Here is a 25,472-nt window from a genome sequence, read left to right as displayed (position 1 = left end):
AGAACTGAACAGTATTGGGCTATTATGTATTCTCACCTAATTAAGCAACAAAGCCGCAATTGGTAGTGGTTCAGATTTTGCCATTGGCGCAATGATGGCGGGAGCTAGCGCAAAAGAGGCAGTGAAGATAGCGTGTAAAAGAGATGTGTTCTCTGGTGGAAAAATAAAAACGATGAATACCACGAGGGGGTAGGCGATGAGACAAGCAATTGAAGAAGCAGCAAATATTATGGAAATGAAAGCTCCTGTACCTAAAAGTAATAATTTACTAGAAGAAACGTTGGAGTTATTAAAATGAAACAATTCAATGAATATGGTGAAGTGCCAGTATCAGATATAGAGTATAGAGTCCTCAACTTGAACCACTTAGCCATCCAGCTTAAATCCTATTTAACTCACTGTGAGTTTATCGGTAGCGATACCAATGATTTCTATAACAGCAATAAAAACAAAGATAAGTTAAATGAGTTTCGTTTATCAGTAGGTTTATCATCTATTGACGGTGTGCTTATTGCTGAGATGATAAGCCAGACATTAAAAGACATCCATGAGCAATTGTTTGAGCTGCACGAAATCAACCTGCTTTATGGTGTGTTAGCGGCGCATAGATTCAATGATAAGCCAGCGGATAAATTGCTAGGTGAAATTGATGGGCGGCTAAAGGTCTTCGGTTTTGATGAGGCTATTGTAAGAGAGGAAGTCGACACTGAAATGACAAATAAAGAAAGGCCGAATATAGAAATCAACGATTTAGATGAAATTCTAGGTGCATGGTAGTAATAGAGATTAGTTAATCAGTGACGATAAGTCGCAGTTTCTCTACACTCATGGACTGACTCTTTTCTACAGTCACGTATATCGTTTGATGTCTATATTATACGACTGACTAACTAGACGATAAACAATTATCTATCTAATTATCAAACCAATGAACAGTGCCTACGGCACGCGGCGAAGCCGCTTTTACGAATTATTATATTTAATTTAATAAGGATAATTTTTCGTAAGGTAGTTTATTGACCACGAAACATAGAGAAATATGAAAAATAAAAATAATGAGAATTCTATTGAAATAGAACTCAATAAACTAAAAACAAGTTTGTATCAAGCAATTGCCGCTGTTGACCAAGCATTAGAATTAGACCTGACAGCCGTTGATGGCATTCAACACAAAACAGCTAGCGTAATTGCTTTTCACAATGCTTTTAAACAAAGCCAGTCAGTATTCAGGCAAGGAATTTAAAATGATTTTAAGAAACACTAGAACATTAGAAGCTTTTGTAATTAAAGGGCTATCGAAAGATGTTAAGAAATATCATAACGTTGAAACTCTAAATGCATTGGGCATCACTATTCCATGCAATGAATTAGATAAATTTGTTATTGAGCCTGTGTCTGAGTTTGATAGTAAAAGGAACTACCCAGTAGTTGAGGTACTCTGATGATTAAACAAACCACAGACGCAATATATACAACGCGCTTTCTGAATTTACTCAGACAAGATTTTAAGAGCTGGACAGCATATAAAGTCGGAATCATCGACGCTAAAGGTAATTTGATTAGAAAGCCTAAATCTAATGAAACGCAGCACTATACAAAGTTTCATAGTCTGGTGCGTAACATCAAGCAACAAATTGAAAAAGTAGGTGGTCGTCCTGCGTCGACCGCTCTTGCTGCTAAATTGCTATTGTCCGAGGCTAATATCGCTGGTGACCATGGTGGTGATGCTGATGATATAGCAGCAGGTGCACCAAGTGGAAATATAGTCAATAAAGGACCTATGGCGTTCAAGAAATTTAGGAAGAAAGATGAAAAAAGAAATGCTAGAGCAACTAAAAAACGAGCTTAAGAAAAGTGAAGTTGTTAAGTATGGTGACAAGACTTTCAATGTGTCAAATCTTGCGATGAAAGATATCAACAATATCTCTGATATGAATGACAATGAGCGAATGAACTATGTTCTATCTAACTGTACCGATGTTGAGGACCCTGATTTGATTACTATTTCCGAGGCAGAGTTCTTGTATTTGAAAATCAAGGGGCTGTCTAATGATGTAATCAAATCAGAAGAATTTACTTGTAATGAGTGCGGTGAGTTAGTTTCTTCGGATGTGAGTTTAAATGAAATTCATTTGCCTGAAGAGTTAGATAATTCATTTGAATTTGGTCAAATGACCATCTACATGAGGCACCCAGTTCTAGGTGAGTTGAAGTTATTCAATGATGGTGAAACTCAATCTGAATTGTTGAATTTAACTATCAGATGTGTTGATAAGATTATGTTGAATGGTTCTATAGTATCTGACCTTTCGATAGAAGAGCGTGTAGAGGTTCTAGATTACTTAGATGCGCCATCTTTCATTAAGTTAGTGGAATACATTCAAAATCCAGCTAGACCTCTTGTGATGCTTAATCTGAGCTGTAAGTGTGGTGCTACTGATTCAGTGGCTCTTCATGGAGCTGAGGAGATTTTAAGTGGATGAGCAAGAGCTAAGTAAACATCTAGCAAAGCATAGCGAAATGACTAAAGCTTTAGATGATAAGCGAGAAAAAAGACTTAAGAAACTAGCTGATAAACTAGAGAAATACGGTGGTGAAATCCACGACTACACGATTGATAGAGAGGTGAAGTTAGATGAGCTTAAAGAAAGCTTTAGAAAACTCGCTATCGATGAATACGAACAACGAAAAAGCCTCAATAGTAAATTCTACAAAACCCAATCAGTCTCTCAACGTCTAAAGAATCATGAAACGTCTGGTATCGCTCGATTAGTCGGCGGCTCTCTAGAAAGTATCTCAGACAGCATCAAAAGCAGTCTTGAGTCTATACCAGTAGTCGGTCAGGCGGTTAAAGCGTATGACCATGTTAATAAGCAAATGGGTATAGCTAGAGAAGGCAGAGAAAGAAGAGCTGTTATTGAGAGAAGTGATAGCCAATCGGAAAGACTGTTCGAAAGTGTAGAGAAGCAATCTAGTAATTCTGTCGTGAACAATAACGGTAAGTTCATAGCAGAGAGGCAAGAAAAGCAAAGTAAGAAGGTCACAGCTTTACAGCAGAAAGAGACAGAAACAAGCTCCGATACTCTTAAAGAGACAAAAGAGATGTTTGGTTTCTTAAAGCAATGGCGTGATATGAGCTTGCTAATGAAGGGTCTGTCTCTTGCGTCAAACGCTATATTGAACACCATTAATAAAACACTAGGTAGATTGCTAGGTGCTTTTGGCACTTTGACCCCTCGAATCAAGGGTGGTGGTATCACTAAAAATCACCAGCAAAATCAAAGAACGATAAGCACTACAAACACCAATATCACAAACTCGAAGACTACGAATAATAGAACATCATCTAGAGCTTCTAAATTTACTTCCGTTGCAAAAACGGGTGCAAAGTTCGTAGGTAAAGGGCTTGCTAGATTGGTTCCCGGTATCGGTTGGGTGATGTTAGCTAAAGATGCTATTGATTTTGCTGATTCGGTTTCTAATAACTCTTTTAGTGAAAAGGCTAGCAGTGCGATGGAAAGTGTTAATCGATTCTCTGAGAATTCTAGAGAGAATTCAGCATATGCGAAATATGCAGAACAGCTCAAAAGCGAGATGAAATCTGGCGAATCGATGAGTAAAACTATTTCGACTGAGCAAGCTTATGTAGAGAGAGCAGAGGCAGAAGTTCAAAGGCAAGAGCGCGAACGCCAAGAACAAATCCATAATGCCGTTGCAGCTAACGCGAGTGTTATTAACTCTAATAACAGTACTGTTAATAACTTCCCTCAAGGTTTTGGATTCAAACACCAAGAAACATCAATTAATTATGGCGCACAACCAAGTAGATAGCTAAGGAGTAGCTAATGGAAGAAATTATCTTTATCGGTACAAACACTGAGCTGATGCAAGCACTAGAAGACTCAGAAAGTGAGGAAATGTATGTAGTCGATGAGACCTACGCTAAGGTATTGGAGTTGCTATGAGCGTTAAAGTGCTAGAGGAAGAGTCTCATTGGATTCTAAATGATTTAGGCCACACTCAAAGTAAAATTGGCACTAGTAATATCAATACATTTCAATATCCTTTGACTTTAGATACAAGGCATCCAACTAAACTGATGTTCTATGCTGTAGAGTCAAAAAATCTATTGAATGCATCTATAGATGCTCGTGCTAATGAATCTGTTATAGGCAAATTTAGTGAACAAACTGTTGCTGTGATTCAGACTTATATGCCAAGTCTCAATGAGAATATTAGTCATGGTTACAATGATAGCGGTGGCGGCTTTCTAAATGATTTAGCGTCTAATATGCCTGAGCTGGCTGGTGAAACAGGATTCGACAAAGCAACAGAACTAGCTGGGTCTATTTTAACTACAGTGATGGATAAAATTAAAGTCGCTGGCGCAGAAGCTGGTGGAAACTTTAACGCTCAGAAAGAGGGTAAAATACTAGGCGGTCGAAGTGCTTCGATGTACTCAAGCACTGGCCTAAGAACTCAAGTGATTAATCTTGCGTTTAGGCCGCGAAATCTAAGTGAGCTGAAAGAAGTCGGTAAGATTATCAGTGCATTCTATATCTACAGCAGTTCCTCAGTATCTCATGAAGTCGTTGAGTTAAGTGTTGGTGATATTGACTTTGATGTAACAGGTAATGGCTTTACTGCATTAGAAGTACCTCCGTTATGGTTCTTAGAAGAGCGTGTGAATAAGATTGATGGTGATTCTAAACTAAGACACACACCTAAATTTGCTATGGGACCATGCGCGATTACTAATGTGAGAACTAATAAAACGCCTGAACAAATCAGTCAGACTTTTGCAAATACAGCAGGAGACCCTATTGCTATTGATTTAGAAATTACATTTAAAGAACTTCGCCCTGTGCATTCTCAGTACTGGAAAAACTTAACTAAAAATCTAGGTGAGTTAGATTCCGGTGAAATTGCATTTGGTAGTTTTAAATAAATGGTGCATTAAATGCCAGTAACAAAGTAGCTAGTCTGTAGCTAGGAAAGTTTCCTAAAGAGAGGGAATATGAACATAAACAAAACAAACGCGGTAGAAAACCAAGTAAAAAGCGCGGAAAGTCGGTCTCGCAATGCAAAGCGCCGGAATGAAATAAAGGCGTTGGTCAAAGCGATGTCTATCAGTGAGTTACTAGGTAGCAACGGATTCAATATCGGCGAATTAACAATTCAGGCCAAGCAAGAGATATTGGTATCTCTTTATCCTGAATTGATGAAAGTTCAGTATCAAGAAACTCTAAAGCATAAGCATAAAGTAGAGCAGATGTTGGTGCAGAGTGAATTAGGTGAGCTAAAGCAAAGCGCAAATTCCGATGATGAGTACTACACGCTTGAAGAGCTTGGCAGTGAAGAGTTTTTATCTGAAATTACAGTGCAAGGCCTAGCTGATGCATACGAAGCTGGTCGAGAAGTCATTAACGAAGATGAGTTAAAAGCACTAATAGACCTATGGAATCAATACAATGAACAAGAATCTAAAAGCTCGTATTGAGCGCGAGAGAAGAAAGCGTGACGAAACAGTATTCATTGGTAGTACCTACGATTTAATGAAAAGAGAAGGTACAGCCGAAGAATCCGCCAGCCGACGAAAGAAAGAAGCCGACTATTGATAGTCGGCTTTTTTGTGTCTCATATAAGTGCACCGAAATGATTGTTTAGGTTCATTTGGTATCCATTTATCATAAACCTCTAGTGAGAAGTTAAACGATAGAGTTATCTGATAAGTCAGTTTTGGAGCCTAAATGATTAAAGCATACTTGAGAGCATCAACCGAAGAGCAAGACGCGAGTAGGGCGACTGATTACTTAACAGCATTTGCTAAACAGCATAATGTAGAAATCTCAGAATTCTATATTGAAAATGAAAGTGGTGCGAAGTTAGATAGACTTGAGTTGTTTCGCTTAATAGATAGTTGCAATGAAGACGATACCCTGTTGGTCGAGCAGGTCGATAGATTAAGTCGTTTAGAGTCGTCGGACTGGAAGAAACTAAAGCGCATCATAGAAGATAAACGAATCAAGATTGTGTCTGTTGACTTACCCACCAGCTATGCGGCTCTACAGAAATCAGAGAGTGGTTTAGTCAATGAAGTACTCAATGCTGTGAATACGATGCTACTGGATGTGTTGGCAACAATGGCGCGTAAAGACTACGAAGATAGAAGAAGACGCCAAGCTGAGGGTATCGAGCGTAATAAGCATAAGTTTATTGGTAAGCAGCAAAGTGATAAAACGGTTGCCAAGTGTAAGCAAGCTATTGATTTACTGGCTAGTAGCGATAAGCTAACCAAACAACAGGCGGCCAAAGCAGTAGGTGTTGGTGTCGCTACACTATATCGATATATTAAGGCTGTAGATGAAGCTGTACAAATTTAGACAAGTAGATACATACAGTTTGGCTGGGCTGGCTAATAATACTCTGTGGTTTTCTAATCTCAATGACTTTAATGACCCGTTCGAGGGTAGCTATATCCTAGATGGTAAGATAAGCAATTCAGCTAGAAAGCTATTGCTAGAGCATACTGAGCCAAAATCAAAAAGTGCAGTCGATAAGGAAGAGCGTCAGAAAATGCTAGCTGAGCTTGGTATTACTGATGATGGTGCCAACAAGAAGGAGTTCCTTTATAAGTTAGTGTCGAGAGATTTCAAGAAAGCTCTCATTGGGACAGTTCATGATTCTAAAGCTGTGTGCCTATCTCACTATGATGAAGACCCAGACTTAGACCCTTTGTATGAGAATTTAATGTGGTCTCATTATGCTAATGGATTACGTGGATTCTGTTTGGTTTTCGATAGAGATAGCTTACTTACTTTTCACTATGAGCAGGAACTATCGATTCGGCCGATAGAGGTAAAATATCAAGACACTCCTATCACATTATCTATTTCTGACTTTGTACGGTCGAATATGGTACTAAACGCAACCCCAAGCAACATGATAGAAGAGGTGACACAGACAATTGGTACAAAGTCTTCTGCATGGGCATATGAGAAAGAGTTTCGGCTGTTGAGTTTGGAGAAAGACAATGCTCAGCCATACCCGCCTGAATGTTTAGCTGAAATCGTTATCGGTGAAAAAATGCCGAAAGACCAGCAAACACTAGTTATCAATACTGCTAAATCCGCCAATCCAGATATCCAAATTAAGCTGGCTCGTTTAAAAGAAAATACTTACCAACTAGAGATTGTGGACTATGAAAGTTGCTGAGCAATAATCTCTTGTCCTCGAATCGAGATTAGCCCACGAGTGCCGTTTTTGAACTCGATAGCGATATCGGGTTCATTGACCAATTCGACGCCACATGTCCAAATGCGTATACTTGCTACACTGTCACGGATTATCTGGCGAACAGTGGTTCGTGCCTCACTGTTCTCAAGTTTAATAGCTTTCTCGCCTAGAGCTTTGAATTGTTCATTTAGCTCAATATCGATTCCACCTTTAGCTGCTTTGTCTGAAAGCTCGGCTTTTCGCGCTCTTAACTGAGCAAGGCTATCTAAGAAATCATCTGGTAATTCACTTGTTTCTAACGCAAGTTGTAGGCTCACCATCTTACGAATTTTCTTATCAATTGTGTCAATCTCGATTTCATAAGACTGAGTATCACCAGTTTTTAGCGTATCTAAATTACGCTCCATCATGAACATTAAAACAGCTTCTTCTACTTTCTCTATTCGCTTAGAGCTATGGCACTGTCCACTTTCTTTAGTAGCTGTGCAATGCATTCGTCTAACGATTCGTTCACCAGATTTAGTTTTGAAAATCTGATTCTGAGTAGCTATAGCAGAGCCACAATATCCACATGTACAGAAGCCTTTACCTAGACCAGTGATTAGATTAACGAACTTCTCGGAGCCTTTAGTGTTCTTGCGTTTGTTCAGTCGATATTGAACAGCATCAAAGTCCTTTCTAGATACAACAGCAGGGTAGTAGTCATCTAACATTATTGAGCCATTAGAGTTAACGACTCGACGGCCAAACAAAGCTGGGTTCTTGAGTACACTAACAACAGAAGTCATTCCCCAGTTTTCAGACTTGCCGAACGTTGTATGTCCTTCTGAGTTAATGATTCGTGCGATGGTTTTCGCACCAGTACCATTTAAGCTGAGTTCTACAATTCTTCTAACTGTGTCAGCTTTCTCATTGAGTTTGTATTCCCAACCTTGAGATGCATTCAATCTATCGAACCAAGCAGGAACAGCACCACCTAGACTTCTAATCTTGTGCTTTTGAAACTGATTGATGTTGTGCTGGATAGCGGCTTTGCTTCGCTGTGCTTTAGTCTCGGACTCTTCATTCGCTCTAATAGCAATCAACAAGCTATAGACTAGCTTCATTGGGTCATCATCGATTGTTTGTTCGTTGTATACAGCGCCATCGGATGCTGTGACGACCGTTATTCCGTAGTCGATGATTTGTGAGAGTAAGGCTTGTGCTTGACGTGGTTTTTGGCGAGATAGTCGGTCTAGACGCTCAATGATAAGAGTAGAATCAGGTTCTACATCACCAGATTCAACAGCAGCTAGAAATAGACCTAATGCACCTTTAGATAGGTGCTTTGCGTGATATGCGGATAAGCCGTCATCTACTAAAGTGCTGTCTAATTCGAGACCATGCTTTTTTGCATAATCTTCGGCATATTTCAGTTGTCGAGCAGTGGAAGAACCTGCTCCTTGTTCTTTCTTACTGAATCGAATGTAAGAATACACTTTACCCATAACGCTCTCACTACAACAAAAATGAAGAGCTAGACTAACAGGTAAAGTGTATACATTGAACTACTTCAAATAACGCTCTTCTAGGTGCTTGCGGAAGTGTTGTGGATTCAGTGCTTCACCAGTCGCTTGTGTCATTAGGTCGTCTGTAGTGAACAAGCTAGCTTTCTTCCAGATGTTTGTATCAAGCCAGTCAAAGATAGGTGTTAAATCACCCGATTGGATAATCTCATCTACGTTCATTAACTTCTTGATAGTCGCCATTTGTTGAGCTGCGTACATCGCTCCTAATGTATAGCTCGGAAAGTAGCCAAAGCTCCCATCACACCAGTGTATATCTTGCATACAGCCGTTTTTGTAATTGTGTGATTGGTTACGTTGAGCATCTGTCCAGTGGATGTCTTGCATACAACCATTCTTAAAATTACCTTCTGTTGAAAGCCCTAAGTACTGTTGCATTTTTTGATTCCATAGTTCTGGAACATCGGTATGTTTAATCTTACCGTTGATCAGGTCACGCTCGATTTCATACCGTAAGATGACGTGAGCAGGGTAGGTTAGCTCGTCTGCGTCAACTCGGATAAAGTCTTTTCTAACTCGGGTGTAGAGTTTATGGAAGTTATCTTGCGAGAACAATTGCGGATTATGCCCATCAAAGTGTTGACCAGCAAGATGCGCTAGGTGCTCGATAAAAGCGTCACTTCGGCCGACTTGCATCTCGAAGAACAGAGACTGAGATTCGTGAATACCCATTGAACGCGCTTCGCCAGATGGTAAGCCAGACAGCGATTTTGGAAGTCCTTGCTCATAGCGTGCATGACCTGTCTCGTGAACAATTCCCATCAAAGACTGAACAAACTCGCTTTTGTCGTAACGAGTCGTAATACGAACGTCTGTTGGCACACCGCCACAAAATGGGTGAACACTTTCATCTAAGCGGCCGTGATTGAAGTCGAATTGAAGTAGCTTCATCACTTCAAGGCCAAGCGCTTTTTGCTCATTGGTATCAAACATACCTGCTGGCTGAATAAATTGTTCGGAAGCCTGTTTATCAATCACTTGGTTGATCAGATTTGGTAGCCAAGTTTTAATCTCGCTAAATAAGCGATCCAAAGATTCAGAGTTTGTACCCGGTTCATAGATATCAAGCATGGCGTCGTAAGGAGAAAGGCCACTAATTTCAGAGCGGATCTGAGCTTCTTCTTGAGATAGTTTTACTACTTCAGCCCAATTTCTTTCAAAGCCTTGCCAGTCGTTGTCACCACGCTGAGTACGCCACGCGTGTTCACACTTAGATCCCGCTAACGATTTTGCTTGCACTAGCGACTCCGGCAGGACATTCGCTTGTTGCCATTGGCGTTTTAACTCGCGTAATGTGGCTTTATCTTGGGCGTTTAGTGGTTCAGTTTCGGCCTGTGCAAACCAATCTGCTAACTGTGGTTGAGTATGAAGCCCATGAACATGCACCGAGAGTTCGGCCATGGCTTCAGACCGTGCTTGGTTGCCACCTGCGGGCATCACTGCTGCTTGGTCCCAACCACAAATAGCAGCTAGATGATTAAAGTGCGAAATCTTTTTTGAATGTTGTTTAAGTTTTTCGAATGCGTTCATCGCGCGCCTTCCGTGACTATTGATTTGTAAAGGCGAAAGCTTATCAATCAATGATTATGAGACCAAGTGAATTTAATCAAGAGTTGAACCTTAGTTGCTGCTTCTTATAACATGGGTGAAATTGTAAACAAGTTAAGGTCAACAGGCCCTAATCAGTTTTAGGACGATCCATGATTATCAATATTGAAGCCTTTTTAATCGCTATTACTATTTTGACCCTGACTCCAGGGTTAGACACCGCATTGGTGATTCGTAACTCATCGCGTGGCGGTTTTAGTGACGGGTTCTTAACCAGCTTAGGCATTTGTCTTGGTTTGTTTGTTCATGCGACGTTTTCAGCGGTTGGTATTTCTGCGATTTTAACGCAATCAGCAGAACTGTTTAGCGCAGTAAAAATGGTCGGTGCGGCTTATCTAATATGGCTGGGTGTTATGACCTTGAAAGGCCTTTTCAATGGAAAGAGTTCAGGTTTAAATGCGAACACTGTGGTGGGTTCAACGCCTCTTGATGTAAAGCGATCATTACGTGAAGGCTTTCTCTCTAACGTGCTAAATCCTAAAACCGCTGTGTTTTACCTCGCTTTTTTGCCGCAGTTTCTTAACCCTGAAGGCTCAGCGTTCATACAGTCTTGCCTAATGGCTACCATTCATTTTGTGATCGCAATGATCTGGCAGTGTGGCTTAGCCGGCGCGCTTACTAAAGCGAAAAACCTGCTACAAAGCCCGCGATTTACACGTTGGATGGAAGGGTCTACAGGGGCTGTTTTGGTTGTGCTTGGCGTAAAGTTGCTTGTCGAAAAGCCACAGGCTTAGTCAACGGAGAGCTCGATTTTCGCTAGCCAATGCAATAGATGGTGTGACAGCGCGTGCGGTTTGGCTAGTGGCAGATCATGCGCATCACATTCAAAGCGTTTTATTTCTACGCACCAAGCTTGTGCGATGGCTTCTCCGCATCGGCTATCAACCAATTTGTCTTCGGTGCTGACAATTATTTGAGTGGGGCAGGCTGGTGGCGTGCTTTGGCCTTCAAAGTGCGCAGCGGCCCAGAGTTGGCGAGTCGCGTTACGAGCGCTGACGGGGTGGTTTCGCGCAAGACGGATATGGTGTTCAATGACGTCCGGTTGATGAAGGCTTGCTGGGCTTGTCCACTCTATGATTGATTTCTGAAAGGCGTTACTGCCTTTTAAACTCGTAACGCCTATGCTAGTTAGCGCACCGAGGTTTATCCGTTGCCAAAATGGACTGTAGCGAGAAAAGCTTGGATTGATCAAAGTTAAGCTAGCCACCTGCCCGGGAAGGATGCTAGCCCAATAGCTGGCAAGCATCGAGCCCATAGAAATGGCAACTAGATGATAGCGCTCGCACTCATTGGGTAGTTGCGCAAGTACTGGAGCAAGCATGTCCTCAATACGGGTGGGGCTGAGCTGTTGATATAACTCACCGTTTCCGGGTACGTTGGGCATTATGATATCAAGCTCTGGTAACGCTTCTACAAGGGCATCAGCCATATCTTGCCAATGGCCGCTTTCTCTTAATAACCCTCTCACTAACACTATCGGTACCATAGTTTTTTGGCTTTCTCCCTATATTTTTCTTTATCACTCTGCGACATATTTGTGAGTAAATTATTGTCGAGTACCTGAATTAAATAGCTTAGCAGAACACTGTGACGGCGTTGTACCCGTTGAATCCGGTGGGGCTTAATAGGGTGAAAAAGTTGGCTAAATTTCAGCATTTGTATCGGGTTCTTTTTTACCCACAACCATGAACCTAATTCAAGAGTCAAAGGCAAAAAAGGATTGCTTGATAAAGCTTTGTGCTGAATTAACATCCAATCCCAGAAGTCACCGTGGGTAGTGTACTGATGCCATTGAGGTTCAAACTGGTATAGTTTGTAGTGTGGATAACTACTCCGAAACTTTTTATACAGTAGGTAGTAGTGGGCTAAATGGCTCGGTGGTTGCTTGCTATAAGCATAGGGAAACCAAAGTCGGTCACGAGTGCCAAAACCGCTATGCAAATCTAACAAGATGGTTGAACTTGCGTGTTGAGTGTTGCTTAAGACGCATTGTGAAAGTGTTTGTAGCTCCTGCTCCATTTTATTGGGGTTTCCTCGATACCAAGGTAGTACAGAGCTAAAGCTTTGGCCGGCATAAAGCTGATGGGTGGGATTGGCGCTATCTATCGGTGCGTTCCGCATTAGATCCACGCCGTTATGATTGGCCCGCTTTTTTAACGCAACTCCCCAAGGGTTGACGACAGGCACAGCGACTATTCGTACTCTCGCTAGTGATTCTTGCAATTGCTGATCCCATTCTAGTCGACGAAGCAGGCTTTTAGCAAAGGCGAGAATGATTTGGCTACCAATGCGCTCCACACCGTGAATAGCCCCTGTAAAGAAAAGGCATGGAGCCTGCCGGTCTCTTGTACCTATTTCAATACAATAAAGAGGTTGTGATTGTCCCTGGTGCTGAACCTCATCTAGTAGGGTTAAACGTACATGATCAGAGAAAAGCTCTGCTAATTGTTCAACATGTTGAATCTCTCGAGGAATGTGTCCAATCATTTTGCTGCTCAGAAACCGTTTGGGACAAGTTTAGAACTGATTGAACTAAGATTGGGTGAAGTATTTGTTTCAGGTGGTGAAACGATAAAGACAAAAATGCGAAGCTGTTGGGCTTCGCATTGTATACTTGGTGTTTCTGGAGTAATGATGTTTTAGGCGATCGCGCGATCGCCTTGTGTTGAGGCAACTTGAGAGAAATACAGTTTGGTTTCTTCAACAACAACTTGGCGTAGTGCAATCAGGCCAATCAGATTTGGAATCGCCATTAGACCGTTAACGATATCGGCAATAATCCAAATCATATCAAGGTGTAAGAATGCGCCTGAAGCGACTAATGCGACGAAGATAATCTTATAAGGTAGCACAGCTTTTGTGCCCATCAAGTAAACAACGCAGCGCTCGCCGTAGTAGTTCCAACCTAAGATGGTTGTGAATGCAAAGAAGATCAAGCCGATAGATACTAGCATAGGGCCAAATGTGTCGGCATTTAGGCCAACTGCAAAGGCGTGAGTGGTCATCGCCGCGCCAGCAAAGTCACTTTGCCATGCACCAGTAAGAATCAAGGCCAGACCTGTCATTGTACAAATAATGATGGTATCAAAGAAGGTGCCCGTCATTGAAATTAGACCCTGCTTAACACACGAATCCGTTTTTGCAGCGGCTGCAGCCATTGGCGCACTGCCGAGTCCAGACTCGTTAGAGAACACACCACGAGCGATACCAGACTGAATCGCCAACATAATGCTTGCACCTAAGAAACCGCCTGTTGCTGCTGTCGATGTAAAGGCTGAAACAACAACCAGTTCTACTGCATCAAACAGTTTATCAGCGTTCATGATGATGACGCTTAAACACGCTAACACATAGAACAGGGCCATAGTTGGAACGACTTTCCCAGCAACTTTAGCGATGGATTTAATACCGCCAAGGGTTACGAACGCAACGAGAAGTGTGAGTACACTTGCTGAGATTTCACGAGAGATACCAAAAGAGATTTCGCTAGCATCTAATATCGCGTTGACTTGTGGGAATGTACCGATACCAAAACACGCCACACCCAATGCAAATACAGCGAACATTATCGCAAGTGCTTTTGAGCCCACACCGTATTGCAAGTAATACATCGGGCCACCGATCATTTGGCCGTTGGCATCGATTTTACGGTATTTAACTGCGAGTAAACACTCGGCATATTTTGTTGCCATACCGAACAGGGCAGCCAGCCACATCCAAAATAGTGCGCCAGGCCCGCCGAGTTTGATGGCTGTCGCCACCCCGACGATGTTACCAGTACCGATGGTTGCCGATAGAGCAGTACATAGAGCAGCGAAGCTAGATACATCGCCTTGTTTTTGTGAATCATCTTTACTAAAGACCATTTTCAACGCTGTTGGTAGGTGTCGAAACTGCAGTAAGCCTAAGCGAAAAGTGAAATAGACACCGGTACCAACCAAAAGAATGAGCAGTGGTGGACCCCAGACAAAGCTGTCGATTGTTTTAAGTAAAGATTGCAGGTTATTCATGATTTCCCCTTAAGTGATAATGCTTATTTAAGGAGAAGAGTGAAAGCGCAGAGATCATTGATCTCTGATTAGCTATAAGCAGAATAGCGAAATAGCTGAATTATTCTTTCCACTCCTCTGTCCTTTGTACCTGAGAGTTTCACCTAAAATAGGCTTGCTCCTTCGGCGACCGCTTTCTACAACAAAGTAGTACGGTTCTCTCCAGAGGCTCCTCCAACTACAGTCCCCGCCACCTAAGTGGCACCTGAAAGATTTACTTCTTCGGTAGGTTATTCTTTCCAAATGTTAATATTTGGTAAATAACCACTCTCCTGCAGTTTTCATCGGAACAATTACTCGAAATTATGAGTAAAAGTTAGTCGATAGCACTGGTTGCTACCGATGTGTGAACTCTATCATTATTTTTTTGGATTTCAATAGCAGATTTGCATCGAATTGAAGAAATCTGACTGACTATAAAGTTGTTGTCATATTGGCATGAATATGTCTTTTTGACATTATTTTAATTATGTCAAAAAGACTTGTATTGTTGTTGGTTTTGTTCTTAATTTATTGATTATCAATGTTTATTAACTTTGGCAAGGTATGTGCAATATGGAAGGCATAATACAATAGAATGATCTAAGTGAGGTCGATATGTTTGCTCAACCAACCAATACTACTTTTAATAAACTTCTGAATTTTTCGAATGTAGCGCTGCTATTAACCTTCATCGCGTTGGTTGTCAGCGTACTCATTTCTTACCCATACGCTTACAAATTTACTTTAGGTGAACAGATAGCCGCACATATAAGCACGATTGTGATAGCGGCTTTGTTAAAGGTAAGTTACGTAACGCGCTGTCTAGCCCAGTACAACCTTGGGTTGGAAGTGAGGTAAGCAAGAGAAAAATAGCGCCGTGATTGGCGCTATTTATTACATTTGGAATGTTAACTAGAAATAGTTTGCGTCTACTAGGTCGCTTGTTTGTACCGACTTAACTTCGTCGCGAGCTTCCAACCATGTAACCACCTGAGACTTATGTTCTTCAGTTGCATCGGCGTAGCGCGCGTTGCAGCATAGGAAGCCTTCAAATAGCTCCAAGCCGCCGCCGCCAAAACACAAACCTAGTTCATCAATGTAATCAATGAATTCATCAACAAATACGTCGTACTTATCGAAGTCGGTAATTGTTGTTTCACAACTAAGCTCGAAGCCCAGCATGGCAAATTCACCCAAGAACAGTTTTTTCTGGATGCGACGTTTTTTGTTGTCTAACTTGTATGGTTTCATCGTTTTGTCTCGCTATTTTTCATTAGCTCTTTATACCTTAGTTCCACCATTGCACCAAACAAAATGCTATTGTTCATGGAGAAGTGCTTGCATTTTGTCCATCGATTTTCAGTCTGATAACAAAGTAACCAATTCTATCAATTTAATTACTGTTCTAGGCAGTAAAACTACGTGTTTCTGACTATTACAGCGCAAAAATGGTATAAAGTAATGAATAGCAAGTCTGCCAAAGGAGAGGTTATGACAAGGTTGCTAGCAATTGCATTTTTGATAGCTTTATCGTTTGTTTTGATTCGTTACAGAACAAGTGAAAAACTGCAGAAATACCTCGTGGTTACTTTGATTTCTGGCTTTTTACTTTACACAACCACACTCATGATTACTGAACTGATGCGTTAACCCTCAGGAGCATATAAGTGAACGAAGATACTGATAACCAAGAGAACGATGACGTAGTTGTTATCGAAGAGCGTGATAAGCGAACACATCTCTATATTATCATCGCTGGGGTTTTGGGCTTGGCATTAGGCGGTTTAGTGGGTTCAACGCTTACCGCGAAAAAGTGGGAGGCTACCTACCAAACGTTAGAGCAGCAATATGAAACGCTTGCAGAAGACAAGCAAAAGATGGTTGTTCAGGTTGAAGAAAAGGTGGCAAAAGTTGACGATGAGGTTCAGATAAAGCTACAAAAGGCGTTAGAGGACCAACAGGCTGAGCACCTAGATGCTTTGGCTAAGTTAGAGCAGCAAGTTAAGGAGCTTGAAAAGGTTAATTTGTCACTTGAAGAGCAGGTAGCGGAACAGAAAGAGCAAATACAAACAGCTAATAGCCAGAATAGTAAGCTCAATCGTCAGGCTGATATGCAAGCGACGATGTTTGAACGCTCGCGAGAATTGTTTCAGCAGGAGCTAAGGGTCAAGATGGAGCTTGAATCGCTCGAAAAGGAACGAGAAGAGCTACAGCCTAAAATTGCAGAACTTAAAAAAGCGTGCGATATCTATCTAGAAGGGACGTCATGGGACGCAAAATCAGACTCCTGTGATAAACAAGATGAAGCTCAGTCACGTTTGAGTCAGGTAGAACAAATGATTCGAGTTCATCAAATGGACTTAAAGCAAATGAAAGCGCTGTCTGAAGAACTAGGTCTGTAACAGGCTCACTTTTGTAAAATAACGCCTTAGTTTTAGGGCGTTTTTTACTTTTGAGCGGCTGAAGATCTATTTGAGTCCGTCGAAGATACAAAATATGCGCTACTGTTTATAAGAAGAAACAAGTAAGCAAGGCGCAAAATGCAGCAGCTATTCAAGGTAAATGAAGCCGTACAAGTTATCGCTTATATCGCCTACATCGTTGCGGTTGGGGTTATGTCCCACTCTTTCTTGCTAGAGCCGCACCCGTGGGAACTGGCGTATTACTTATTCCCATTTTTATTGTTACTGGCTTTATACAGTAACAACTCATCGCTTAAACACGTTTTTGCATTTTCGGCTACCGCATTGTTTTTAGTCGGGGGGCTTGTCCAGCCTTTTCCACTGGAACTTATCCAGGAATGCTTATTCTTTTTGCCATTATGCTACATCGTGTTGTTTCCGGGTTCTTTATGGCCGATTGCAGTGTGTGCTGCGCTAATCAATGGTTACCTATATCAACTCACAGTGTCTGACTTTCATATCTTCGTCGATACATCAATCCAGATGACATCGATTACCGTGTTTGCCACGCTGATGACCTACTTCTTTGTCAAAACTCAGCAGCAAGCCGCCAGTTTTAAAACAGAAAGTCAAACGGATTACCTGACTAAGCTGCCGAATGTCAATGCGTATAAAGAAGATATAGAGAGAATTACCGAACATAATGCCAAGCATTTTGGCATGCTTCATATTGGCTTAGAAGCCTTCAAAAACGTCAATGATCGGTTGGGGTATCGGTATGGTGATGAGCTATTGGTGGCTTTTTCTAAACATATCAAAGATATAGTGGGTACTGCAGGGAAGGTGTACCGTTTTGGTGGCGATGAGTTTATTGTAGTGGTCGAACACAAAGATCTTCAACCAAAACTGGAAGAGCTGGTAGATGAACTAAATCACCATCAACGTGCGATGTTTGATGTAGACAACACTTCGCATAGGTTATCGTACTGTATTGGTGTTGCCTATGCTGCCGATGCTCTTGGTAGCCCAGAGGTATGGGAGAAAAATGCGGATTTTGCACTTTATAAGGCGCGCTCTGTTGGTGGTGGTTCTGTTTGTTGGTTTGATGACGAGTTGCTTGGTGAAACAATCAGACAACATCAAATTGAGACAGAGATTCGTTCTGCGTTGTCTAATCATCAGTTTGTCTTGCTGTTTCAACCTAAAGTTGATGTCGATAGTGTCCAAATAGTCGGTGCAGAAGCACTTTTACGCTGGAATCACCCGCAATTGGGTCCAATCCCTCCTTCAGAGTTTATCCCAATTGCTGAAAAAACCACTCAGATCGTTCCTGTTGGACACTGGATCATTCATGAAGCGTGTCGACAAGCCAAGCAGTACTACGATCAGAAACTACCAATCTGTATTGCTGTTAATGTTTCAACTGTCCAGTTTGCACACGCCGACCTATTTGAAGTGGTGTGCAACGCTCTGAAAGAAACTCAGTTACCATCACATTTGTTGCAGTTAGAGATTACTGAATCAACCTTAATGAGCGATCCAGATAACATCACAGATATTTGCCGTCAGCTTCGAGCTATTGGTGTTTCGATTGCGATTGATGACTTTGGTGTTGAGTACTCGAGCCTCAAGTATCTAAAGCAGTTACCCATTGATGTGATTAAAATAGATAAATGCTTTATTGATGAGTGTGCGATCAACCATTCCGATCGTATTTTGGTCCGTACCATTATTCAGATGGGACATAGCTTGGGGATAAAGTTGGTTGCGGAAGGGGTAGAGTTTCAAGAGCAATTAGATATTTTAGTTCAAGAACAATGCGATCAATACCAAGGCTATTTGTTCTCACGGCCTCTATCGCATGATGAGTTTGGTTCAATGATGACCCAACAGATACGTGAAAAGAGGGTCGTTAAGTTATCTAAAGAGTAGTGGTCAAGATATAAGCAAAAAGCCGCCTTGTACGGCTTTTTGCGAGGTAAACTGGTCACTAGTGAGTTAAGTAGTGCTCAACAAATTCTGTCACTTTTACCATATCGTCAATGGCAATAAACTCTTCAGTAGTGTGAACTTTTGCCATACCTGTCGAGACATTGACCGTTGTTAGACCCTTAGCGTTGAAGTTGTTTGCATCGCTGCCGCCACCAGTACCTTTAGTGAAAGGGTTTGCTCCAATCGCTTCGAAAGAGGCTTTCACAGATTCAATGTGCGGATGATCGTCTGCGATGACAAAGGCGTTGTATGCACGTGTCGATTCAATTTCAACTTGAGCACCGTGGTTTTCAGCCGCCGCTTGGAAAGTCTCAACCATGTGTGCGACTTGAGCCGTTAACTTGTCATCATTGAGTGAACGTGCTTCAGCAACCACTTTTAGCTCTGGCATTACGATGTTTGTCGCGTTGCCACCTTGAACAATACCGATGTTCGCTGTTGTCTCTTCATCAATGCGCAGAAGCTTCATATTAGTGATGGCGTCAGCGGCTATTTGAATAGCGCTGATGCCTTCTTCAGGAGCTAAACCTGCGTGGGCAGGGCGACCAAGAAAGTTTGCCACGATCTTTTGTTGACCTGGAGCGGCATTCACTATGGTGCCAATAGGACCACCGGTATCAAGAACGATCGCTTTGTCTGCTTGAATGTAAGACATGTCGAAGTTTGCAGAACCGAAAAGGCCACCTTCTTCATGGACTGTGAAGGCCAGCTCAATGGTTTTGTGCTCTAGGTTCTGTGCTTTAATGCTTCGCACTGCTTCCATAATTGCTGCAATTCCAGACTTGTCATCACCACCCAAAATAGTGTTGCCTTTCGAGCGAATGATGCCGTCTTCGATAATAGGCTCAATACCAATGCCAGGAGTTACGGTGTCCATATGGCAGCTCAGCACAACGCTATCTTCGATTTTACCTTCGAGGCGAGCGTACAAGTTATAACCATTAGAGACTTCTTCTGGTACTGGCAGTTTATGAACGGTAAAGCCTAGCTCACCGAGTTGCTCTGCCAGCGCCTGCGCAATTTGTTTTTCATTGCGAGATTCACTGTCAATTTTTACCAATTGAATAAAGTGCTCGACCAGACGTTCGCGGTTGATTTGAGTCATTGTTAAACCTCGTTAAGGAACAGAAGGCATACCTTAATGGCTAGGTAGTCAGATTAGTCTGAGCTATATCAATCTATTAGCAACTCTAATGTCAATTTACGGTTAGCTATACGTTTGGTGGATATGAGTGGTGATTGCAATAATTAGTTTCAATATTTAGTGGTGAGCATTCCAGTAGTGCATTGTAGCTTTCGGCTTGCAACTCGTGACTAATCTATACTTACTGTTAAGTTGAAAGTAATAATACATGGTTAAATGTAAATTAATTGTTACTTTAAGTTGTTTTGTAACTAGCTGATTTTTAACGCTTAAACTAAAAAGTATTGAACGTGTTTACAGTTTTGAGCTACATGCTGTTAACTTTGATTTGGGCTGGCAAGGTTCAAATTTGCATTTAGTTGAGCCAAGTTATTGATAGTTACACGGTAGTTGGATCAATAACGAGGGATATAGAAATGAACGAAGCGTACAACCCACTGGGTACAGATGGATTTGAGTTTGTCGAATACACAGCTGCAAATGCAAAAGGTATTCAAGATCTTAAAGACCTATTTAATTCACTTGGGTTTGCAGAAGTGGCTAAACACCGTTCAAAGGAAGCATGGTTGTATCGACAAGGTGATGTGAACTTTATCGTTAATGCTCAACCTCATAGTCAGGCTCATGAATTTGCTAAAGTCCATGGCCCTTCGGTGTGCGGCATGGCATTTCGCGTTAAGGACTCTGCTGTTGCCTTACAACAAGCATTGGATAACGGTGGTAAAAAATACACCACTGAAATTGGTCCGATGGAGCTGAGTATTCCTGCTATTTACGGTATTGGTGAGAGCTTACTTTATTTTGTCGATCGCTACCAAGACGGCAGTATCTATGAAGTTGACTTCCGTTTTTATGATGATGCAAAACAGCGTCTAGAGAAAATGGATGTAGGCCTGTATGAGATTGACCACCTAACTCACAATGTGAAACAGGGTAATATGGATGTATGGTCTGGTTTCTACGAGCGTATTGGAAACTTCAGAGAGATTCGTTATTTTGATATCGAGGGCAAACTGACGGGGTTGGTTAGCCGAGCGATGACGGCACCTTGTGGCAAGATTCGTATTCCTATCAATGAATCCTCAGATGATAAATCGCAGATCGAAGAGTTTATCCGTGAATACAACGGTGAAGGGATTCAGCATATCGCACTAACCACAGATGATATCTATCAAACAGTACAAACACTGCGTGATCGCGGTATGGACTTTATGCCAACACCAGACACCTATTATGAGAAAGTTGACGGGCGTGTTGAAGGCCATCAAGAAGACGTCTCAAAGCTGCGAGATCTAAGAATCTTGATCGATGGTGCGCCAATGAAAGATGGCATTTTGCTTCAGATTTTTACTCAGACAGTCATTGGTCCTGTGTTCTTTGAAATTATTCAGCGCAAAGGTAACGAAGGTTTTGGCGAAGGCAATTTCAAAGCTTTGTTTGAATCGATCGAAGAAGATCAAATCCGTCGCGGGGTATTAGACGATGCATAAATGGATAACATTCCCTCATCGGGAGGGAGTGTGCTCCAAGCAGGCGCACGCTGATTTCCCCGAAGAGGCAATTTATGAACGCGAAGCGGGACGCAGTGGGTTTTTTGGCCCTGCTGCTCATTTCCATCATCAACATGCCCCGACAGGTTGGAGTGAATGGGAAGGAGAACTAAAACCACGCGCGTTTAACTTTAATCATGTTGAAGCGTCTCAGCAGGTTTCTCCTTGGTCTGTACCGCATCTTCTCCACAACGCAAACTGCAAAGTACGCGTGTGGAAGCTTGATAGTGTTATGTCTCACTTAGTCAGAAACGCAGATGGTGATGAACTCTTGTTTATTCATCAAGGAACGGCGGATCTCTACTGTGATTACGGGCATTTAGAAGTCGTTGAAGGGGACTATGTGATGATTCCCCGCTCGACGAATTGGCGTTTAGAGCCTAATGAGCCCATGTTTGTGCTGATGATCGAAAACACCGATGCTGCCTACACGCTTCCAGAGAAAGGCATGGTGGGCAATCACGCTGTGTTTGATCCGGCGGTATTGGATGTGCCAAAAATTGATGATCATTTTAAAGCTCAATACTCGGAAGAGTCGACACAAGTCCATATCAAACGCCACGAACAGGTCAGTGCCGTAACTTATCCGTTTAACCCGCTTGATGCGATTGGCTGGCATGGGGACTTATCCGTGGTGCGTGTCAACTGGCGTGATATTAGACCGTTAATGTCACACCGTTATCATTTGCCACCATCGGCGCATACCACCTTTGTTGGACAGGGGTTTGTGATATGTACCTTTGTCCCAAGACCGATTGAAAGCGATCCTGGAGCGCTTAAAGTCCCGTTTTATCACAATAACGATGATTATGACGAAGTATTGTTTTACCACGCGGGTGACTTTTTTAGCCGCGACAACATTGAAGCGGGTATGGTGACGTTTCACCCCGCAGGCTTTACTCATGGCCCACATCCGAAGGCATTCAAAGCTGGTCAAGAGCACAAGAAAAAATTCACTGATGAAGTAGCGGTGATGATTGATACTCGGCATGCGCTCCAGATTGGTGACGAGGCACAGCAAGTCGAAAACGAACAGTACGTATACAGTTGGCAAGAGAAGTAAAAAGGGATTTAGTATGAAGTTAGCAACCCTAAAAAATGACAGCCGCGATGGCTTATTGGTTGTGGTAAATAAACAATTATCTAAATGTGTCGCGGTACCAGAAATTGCGCAAACGCTGCAAGAAGCGCTTGATAACTGGCAACGTGTTGAATCTCAACTGAGTGAAGTTTATGTTGCGTTAAGCAATGGAGAACTGACCAGTGAGATGAATTTTGATGCTTCATTGTGTGAATCTCCGTTACCTCGTGCGTATCAATGGGCTGATGGTTCTGCTTACGTAAATCATGTGGAATTGGTTCGCAAAGCACGTGGCGCGGAGATGCCGCCGAGTTTCTGGACTGATCCGTTAATGTATCAGGGCGGATCCGATGCGTTTATTGGACCGTATGATGATGTTCCGGTTGTCAGTGAAGAGTGGGGCATAGATTTTGAAGGAGAAGTTGCAGTTGTAACTGGCGATGTACCTATGGGCGTCTCAGTGGAAGAGGCGGCGAAGTCAATCAGGCTCATCATGTTGGTCAATGATGTTTCTTTACGCGGCCTTATTCCTAATGAGCTGGGTAAAGGGTTTGGTTTTTTCCAATCTAAGCCTTCTTCAGTCTTCTCACCGGTTGCAGTGACGCCAGATGAGCTTGGAGATGAGTGGGATGGTGGTAAAGTCAACTTGCCACTCCTAAGTTTTTACAACAACTATCCCTTTGGCTGCCCGAATGCAGGTGTTGATATGACATTTGAGTTCCCGCAACTGATTGCTCATGCAGCGAAGAGTCGTCCGTTATCAGCGGGGGCGATAATAGGTTCGGGGACTGTATCAAACAAACAAGGCACTGATTTTGGTACCGCGATTTCTGAAGGTGGAGTCGGGTACTCTTGTATCGCCGAAGTGCGTATGATCGAAACTATTCGCGATGGTTCGCCATCAACCAGCTTTATGAAGTTTGGTGACCGTATCAAGATGGAAATGAAAGATGCAGATGGCAATTCCATCTTTGGCGCTATTGACCAGCAAGTGGTGAAATATGAGTGATCGTATTCTCTACGGATACTGGCGTTCTTCAGCTGCATACCGTGTGAGAATCGCGCTTAACCTGAAAGGATTAAGTTACCAGCAGCGATCGGTGCATCTAGTGAAAAACGGCGGAGAGCAACACTCCGCCGAATACAAAAAGCTTAACCCTAACCAGTTGGTGCCCGTGTTAGTTGATGGAGATGTATCTCTCAATCAATCGTTGGCCATTATTGATTACCTTGATGAAACCTATCCGCAAGTGCTTTTAACACCACAAGACAAAGAAACTCGTTATTTGGTTAAAGCATTGGCGCAAGATATCGCTGTGGACATTCACCCGCTGAACAACCTTAGAGTGTTGCAATATTTATCGGGTAAGCTATCGATTAGTGATGAAGACAAAGGCCAGTGGTATCGTTATTGGATTGAGCAAGGTTTCTCGGCGTTAGAAAAACGGCTTGATTCGTGCAGTGGTAAGTATAGTGTGGGTAATAACGTCAGTTTGGTTGATGTTTGCCTAGTCCCACAGGTCTACAATGCTAAACGCTTTAATGTCGACCTAAGCCTATATCCAAATATCATTGGAGTGACAACGTCACTAAATGAGTTAGATACATTCAAGAGTGCTGAACCTGAAGCTCAACCGGATGCAGATGTTGCTCGCTAGCCGCTACCTGATTTCTACCGCCCTCTTTCGCTTTATAGAGGGCCTTGTCTGCTCGCTCCATCAATTCAATAATCGAAGAGCTTTCTTCTAGTGAGCTAATCGCCACTCCTGCGCTAATGGTAATGACATCTGAGCAAGAGGAATATTGGTGTGAAATCGAAGCACTTTCTATGTCTAATCTAATTCGCTCTGCAAGCTGAATCGCTTTGTCTATAGTTGTGTTGGGTAGAACTGCTACGAACTCCTCGCCACCCACTCTGGCAAAAAAACTGTATTCCGCTTCAAGATCGATAAGTTTAAGCCGTTTGGCAACTTTGCGTAGAGCTTTATCCCCAGCGATGTGTCCATAGTTGTCATTGAAGGGTTTAAAGTGGTCGATATCAAACAAGATGACACAAAGGTCTTGGCGTTTTTCTAGAGTTCGTTGCCACACCACTTCTATCTTGTGATTAAAATAGGTCCGGTTTTTCAGCTCAGTTAAAGCATCCTGCTCAGCGAGTAGTTTGATTGAAAGGTTTGCCTCGGAAAGCTGGTGGATGAGCTGCTCTTTTTCAATTTCTTCTGTAATTCTCTTGATCGCTTTATTGTGTAGGAACCGAGTATATAAGCTGACATATATAACGCCACATAGCACTAAAATAAAGGCTTCAAACAATCGCTCTAGCCCAACTGAAAAATACGCCACTAGGGGCAAAATCAGTGACCAAAAATAGATTTGCAGAGCGGAAATTGAATTAATGTGGAAGATAGTTCCAGCGAAGGCAAGGGCAGTACACCAAATGGTGGTAGAAAGTAAATTGTCTTCAGGTGCAATCTGAATGTACCAAATGGAGCCCAGTGACCAGACGAAGCCAATTAAAGAGCGGGTAGTCAGTAGGCCAAACCAATGCACCTTGGTCATACTATGAGTATCTATCCGAGGCCGAAGCGAATGGTCTATGGCATAGCGCGCTGTAATAACGCAAACAAACAATAATGCCCAGACAATACTTTGATCTGATAGCCCATAGTTTAAGACGGTTACACTTAGCACTAAAGTGGCCAGAGCCCCTTGCAAAAGAGCGATCATAGGAAAGGCATCCATCATTTCAAGATGCTTTCTGCGCTCTACTTCGATTGCAATATCTGGGTTCATTAAGCGGCTACCATTCCTAATACTTAGTTTGAACCTACCTTAATCTCAATATGATGTAAATGAAGTGTTA

28 protein-coding genes and 1 riboswitch are annotated in these 25,472 nt (G+C 42.3%); of the genes, 20 read left to right on the top strand and 8 right to left on the bottom strand.

Features of this window, described 5'->3' with window-relative positions:
* Nucleotides 1-294 precede the first annotated feature (294 nt).
* The 11 genes from APB76_RS20800 to APB76_RS20755 all read left to right on the top strand — a co-directional run bounded on the left by APB76_RS20800 (nt 295) and on the right by APB76_RS20755 (nt 7,215).
* On the top strand, nt 295-777 hold the full coding sequence (locus tag APB76_RS20800; RefSeq protein WP_054962512.1) for a hypothetical protein: 483 nt from the start codon (nt 295-297) through the stop codon (nt 775-777).
* Between the two features lie 262 nt (nt 778-1,039).
* A complete protein-coding gene (locus APB76_RS20795) occupies nt 1,040-1,243 on the top strand; it encodes a hypothetical protein (protein ID WP_054962511.1) in 204 nt (67 codons plus the stop codon).
* A gap of 1 nt (nt 1,244) precedes the next feature.
* A complete protein-coding gene (locus APB76_RS20790; RefSeq protein WP_054962510.1) occupies nt 1,245-1,442 on the top strand; it encodes a hypothetical protein in 198 nt (65 codons plus the stop codon).
* Nucleotides 1,442-1,849: a hypothetical protein gene (locus APB76_RS20785; RefSeq protein ID WP_054962509.1), complete on the top strand. Its 408-nt coding sequence runs from the start codon at nt 1,442-1,444 to the stop codon at nt 1,847-1,849. The genes APB76_RS20790 and APB76_RS20785 overlap by 1 nt, the downstream gene beginning before the upstream one ends.
* Nucleotides 1,809-2,483 carry a T4 family baseplate hub assembly chaperone gene (locus tag APB76_RS20780; protein ID WP_054962508.1) on the top strand — a complete coding sequence of 225 codons (675 nt, stop codon included), beginning with the start codon at nt 1,809-1,811 and terminating at the stop codon, nt 2,481-2,483. Before APB76_RS20785 ends, APB76_RS20780 begins: the two co-directional genes overlap by 41 nt.
* Nucleotides 2,476-3,831, top strand: coding sequence for a hypothetical protein (locus APB76_RS20775; protein WP_054962507.1), 1,356 nt, complete (start codon nt 2,476-2,478; stop codon nt 3,829-3,831). Before APB76_RS20780 ends, APB76_RS20775 begins: the two co-directional genes overlap by 8 nt.
* 130 nt (nt 3,832-3,961) lie before the next feature.
* Nucleotides 3,962-4,948, top strand: coding sequence for a baseplate tail-tube junction protein (locus APB76_RS20770; RefSeq protein ID WP_054962506.1), 987 nt, complete (start codon nt 3,962-3,964; stop codon nt 4,946-4,948).
* Between the two features lie 69 nt (nt 4,949-5,017).
* Entirely contained in the window at nt 5,018-5,500 is a 483-nt protein-coding gene (locus APB76_RS20765; protein ID WP_054962505.1) for a hypothetical protein, read from the top strand.
* Entirely contained in the window at nt 5,472-5,618 is a 147-nt protein-coding gene (locus tag APB76_RS23040; protein WP_157633230.1) for a hypothetical protein, read from the top strand. Before APB76_RS20765 ends, APB76_RS23040 begins: the two co-directional genes overlap by 29 nt.
* 132 nt (nt 5,619-5,750) lie before the next feature.
* Nucleotides 5,751-6,383: a recombinase family protein gene (locus tag APB76_RS20760; protein ID WP_054962504.1), complete on the top strand. Its 633-nt coding sequence runs from the start codon at nt 5,751-5,753 to the stop codon at nt 6,381-6,383.
* Nucleotides 6,364-7,215: a DUF2971 domain-containing protein gene (locus APB76_RS20755; RefSeq protein WP_054962503.1), complete on the top strand. Its 852-nt coding sequence runs from the start codon at nt 6,364-6,366 to the stop codon at nt 7,213-7,215. Before APB76_RS20760 ends, APB76_RS20755 begins: the two co-directional genes overlap by 20 nt.
* On the opposite strand, the gene APB76_RS20750 is transcribed toward APB76_RS20755, so the two are convergent.
* Nucleotides 7,200-8,723 carry a recombinase family protein gene (locus APB76_RS20750; RefSeq protein ID WP_054962502.1) on the bottom strand — a complete coding sequence of 508 codons (1,524 nt, stop codon included), beginning with the start codon at nt 8,721-8,723 and terminating at the stop codon, nt 7,200-7,202. The two genes, APB76_RS20755 and APB76_RS20750, sit on opposite strands and share 16 nt — an antisense overlap.
* A gap of 60 nt (nt 8,724-8,783) precedes the next feature.
* The gene (locus APB76_RS20745) at nt 8,784-10,331 is read right to left on the bottom strand and encodes a carboxypeptidase M32 (protein ID WP_054962501.1); all 1,548 of its coding nucleotides are present in this window, start codon (nt 10,329-10,331) and stop codon (nt 8,784-8,786) included.
* Nucleotides 10,332-10,501: 170 nt separating this feature from the next.
* Between APB76_RS20745 and APB76_RS20740 the strand changes: the two genes are divergently transcribed.
* The gene (locus APB76_RS20740) at nt 10,502-11,143 is read left to right on the top strand and encodes a LysE family translocator (protein WP_049843928.1); all 642 of its coding nucleotides are present in this window, start codon (nt 10,502-10,504) and stop codon (nt 11,141-11,143) included.
* On the opposite strand, the gene APB76_RS20735 is transcribed toward APB76_RS20740, so the two are convergent.
* The 3 genes from APB76_RS20735 to APB76_RS20725 form a co-directional block, all read right to left on the bottom strand.
* A complete protein-coding gene (locus APB76_RS20735) occupies nt 11,140-11,895 on the bottom strand; it encodes an alpha/beta fold hydrolase (RefSeq protein WP_054962500.1) in 756 nt (251 codons plus the stop codon). The genes APB76_RS20740 and APB76_RS20735 overlap by 4 nt on opposite strands.
* On the bottom strand, nt 11,883-12,896 hold the full coding sequence (locus APB76_RS20730) for a DUF2817 domain-containing protein (RefSeq protein WP_054962499.1): 1,014 nt from the start codon (nt 12,894-12,896) through the stop codon (nt 11,883-11,885). The genes APB76_RS20735 and APB76_RS20730 overlap by 13 nt, the downstream gene beginning before the upstream one ends.
* 152 nt (nt 12,897-13,048) lie before the next feature.
* Complete coding sequence (locus tag APB76_RS20725; RefSeq protein WP_049843931.1) at nt 13,049-14,419, bottom strand: alanine/glycine:cation symporter family protein; 1,371 nt, start codon at nt 14,417-14,419, stop codon at nt 13,049-13,051.
* A gap of 107 nt (nt 14,420-14,526) precedes the next feature.
* A riboswitch (glycine riboswitch) is annotated at nt 14,527-14,634 on the bottom strand.
* A 421-nt stretch (nt 14,635-15,055) separates the two neighbouring features.
* Between APB76_RS20725 and APB76_RS23345 the strand changes: the two genes are divergently transcribed.
* Nucleotides 15,056-15,298, top strand: coding sequence for a hypothetical protein (locus APB76_RS23345; RefSeq protein WP_054962498.1), 243 nt, complete (start codon nt 15,056-15,058; stop codon nt 15,296-15,298).
* A gap of 54 nt (nt 15,299-15,352) precedes the next feature.
* Here APB76_RS23345 and APB76_RS20715 read toward each other — a convergent pair whose 3' ends face one another.
* Nucleotides 15,353-15,691, bottom strand: coding sequence for a 50S ribosome-binding protein YggL (locus APB76_RS20715; protein ID WP_049843933.1), 339 nt, complete (start codon nt 15,689-15,691; stop codon nt 15,353-15,355).
* Nucleotides 15,692-15,931: 240 nt separating this feature from the next.
* Between APB76_RS20715 and APB76_RS23180 the strand changes: the two genes are divergently transcribed.
* From APB76_RS23180 to APB76_RS20705, 3 genes are all read left to right on the top strand, one after another.
* Nucleotides 15,932-16,090 carry a hypothetical protein gene (locus tag APB76_RS23180; RefSeq protein ID WP_167350330.1) on the top strand — a complete coding sequence of 53 codons (159 nt, stop codon included), beginning with the start codon at nt 15,932-15,934 and terminating at the stop codon, nt 16,088-16,090.
* 17 nt (nt 16,091-16,107) lie between these two features.
* Nucleotides 16,108-16,842, top strand: coding sequence for a hypothetical protein (locus APB76_RS20710; RefSeq protein WP_054962497.1), 735 nt, complete (start codon nt 16,108-16,110; stop codon nt 16,840-16,842).
* 138 nt (nt 16,843-16,980) lie between these two features.
* Nucleotides 16,981-18,774, top strand: a complete 1,794-nt coding sequence (locus APB76_RS20705) for a putative bifunctional diguanylate cyclase/phosphodiesterase (RefSeq protein WP_049843935.1) — start codon at nt 16,981-16,983, stop codon at nt 18,772-18,774.
* Nucleotides 18,775-18,832: 58 nt separating this feature from the next.
* Here the strand turns inward: APB76_RS20705 and APB76_RS20700 are convergent, their stop codons facing one another.
* Nucleotides 18,833-19,939 (bottom strand): M20/M25/M40 family metallo-hydrolase, encoded by a 1,107-nt coding sequence (locus tag APB76_RS20700; protein WP_049843936.1) that lies wholly within the window; start codon nt 19,937-19,939, stop codon nt 18,833-18,835.
* A gap of 455 nt (nt 19,940-20,394) precedes the next feature.
* On the opposite strand from APB76_RS20700, the gene hppD reads away from it, so the two are divergent.
* From hppD to maiA, 4 genes are read left to right on the top strand one after another with little or no spacing between them, the layout of a single operon-like run.
* Nucleotides 20,395-21,468, top strand: a complete 1,074-nt coding sequence (gene hppD / locus APB76_RS20695; RefSeq protein ID WP_049843937.1) for a 4-hydroxyphenylpyruvate dioxygenase — start codon at nt 20,395-20,397, stop codon at nt 21,466-21,468.
* Complete coding sequence (locus APB76_RS20690; RefSeq protein ID WP_054962496.1) at nt 21,461-22,591, top strand: homogentisate 1,2-dioxygenase; 1,131 nt, start codon at nt 21,461-21,463, stop codon at nt 22,589-22,591. The genes hppD and APB76_RS20690 overlap by 8 nt, the downstream gene beginning before the upstream one ends.
* Before the next feature lie 13 nt (nt 22,592-22,604).
* The gene (locus APB76_RS20685; RefSeq protein ID WP_054962495.1) at nt 22,605-23,618 is read left to right on the top strand and encodes a fumarylacetoacetate hydrolase family protein; all 1,014 of its coding nucleotides are present in this window, start codon (nt 22,605-22,607) and stop codon (nt 23,616-23,618) included.
* Nucleotides 23,611-24,267 carry a maleylacetoacetate isomerase gene (gene maiA / locus APB76_RS20680; protein WP_054962494.1) on the top strand — a complete coding sequence of 219 codons (657 nt, stop codon included), beginning with the start codon at nt 23,611-23,613 and terminating at the stop codon, nt 24,265-24,267. The genes APB76_RS20685 and maiA overlap by 8 nt, the downstream gene beginning before the upstream one ends.
* Here the strand turns inward: maiA and APB76_RS20675 are convergent.
* The gene (locus APB76_RS20675) at nt 24,218-25,402 is read right to left on the bottom strand and encodes a GGDEF domain-containing protein (RefSeq protein ID WP_049843941.1); all 1,185 of its coding nucleotides are present in this window, start codon (nt 25,400-25,402) and stop codon (nt 24,218-24,220) included. The two genes, maiA and APB76_RS20675, sit on opposite strands and share 50 nt — an antisense overlap.
* Between the last annotated feature and the right edge of the window lie 70 nt (nt 25,403-25,472).

This window comes from Vibrio bivalvicida, assembly GCF_001399455.2.
Classification (GTDB): domain Bacteria; phylum Pseudomonadota; class Gammaproteobacteria; order Enterobacterales; family Vibrionaceae; genus Vibrio; species Vibrio bivalvicida.
The sequence above is the reverse complement of the archived record's forward strand: the minus strand, read 5'-3'. Positions and strand labels throughout refer to the sequence as shown.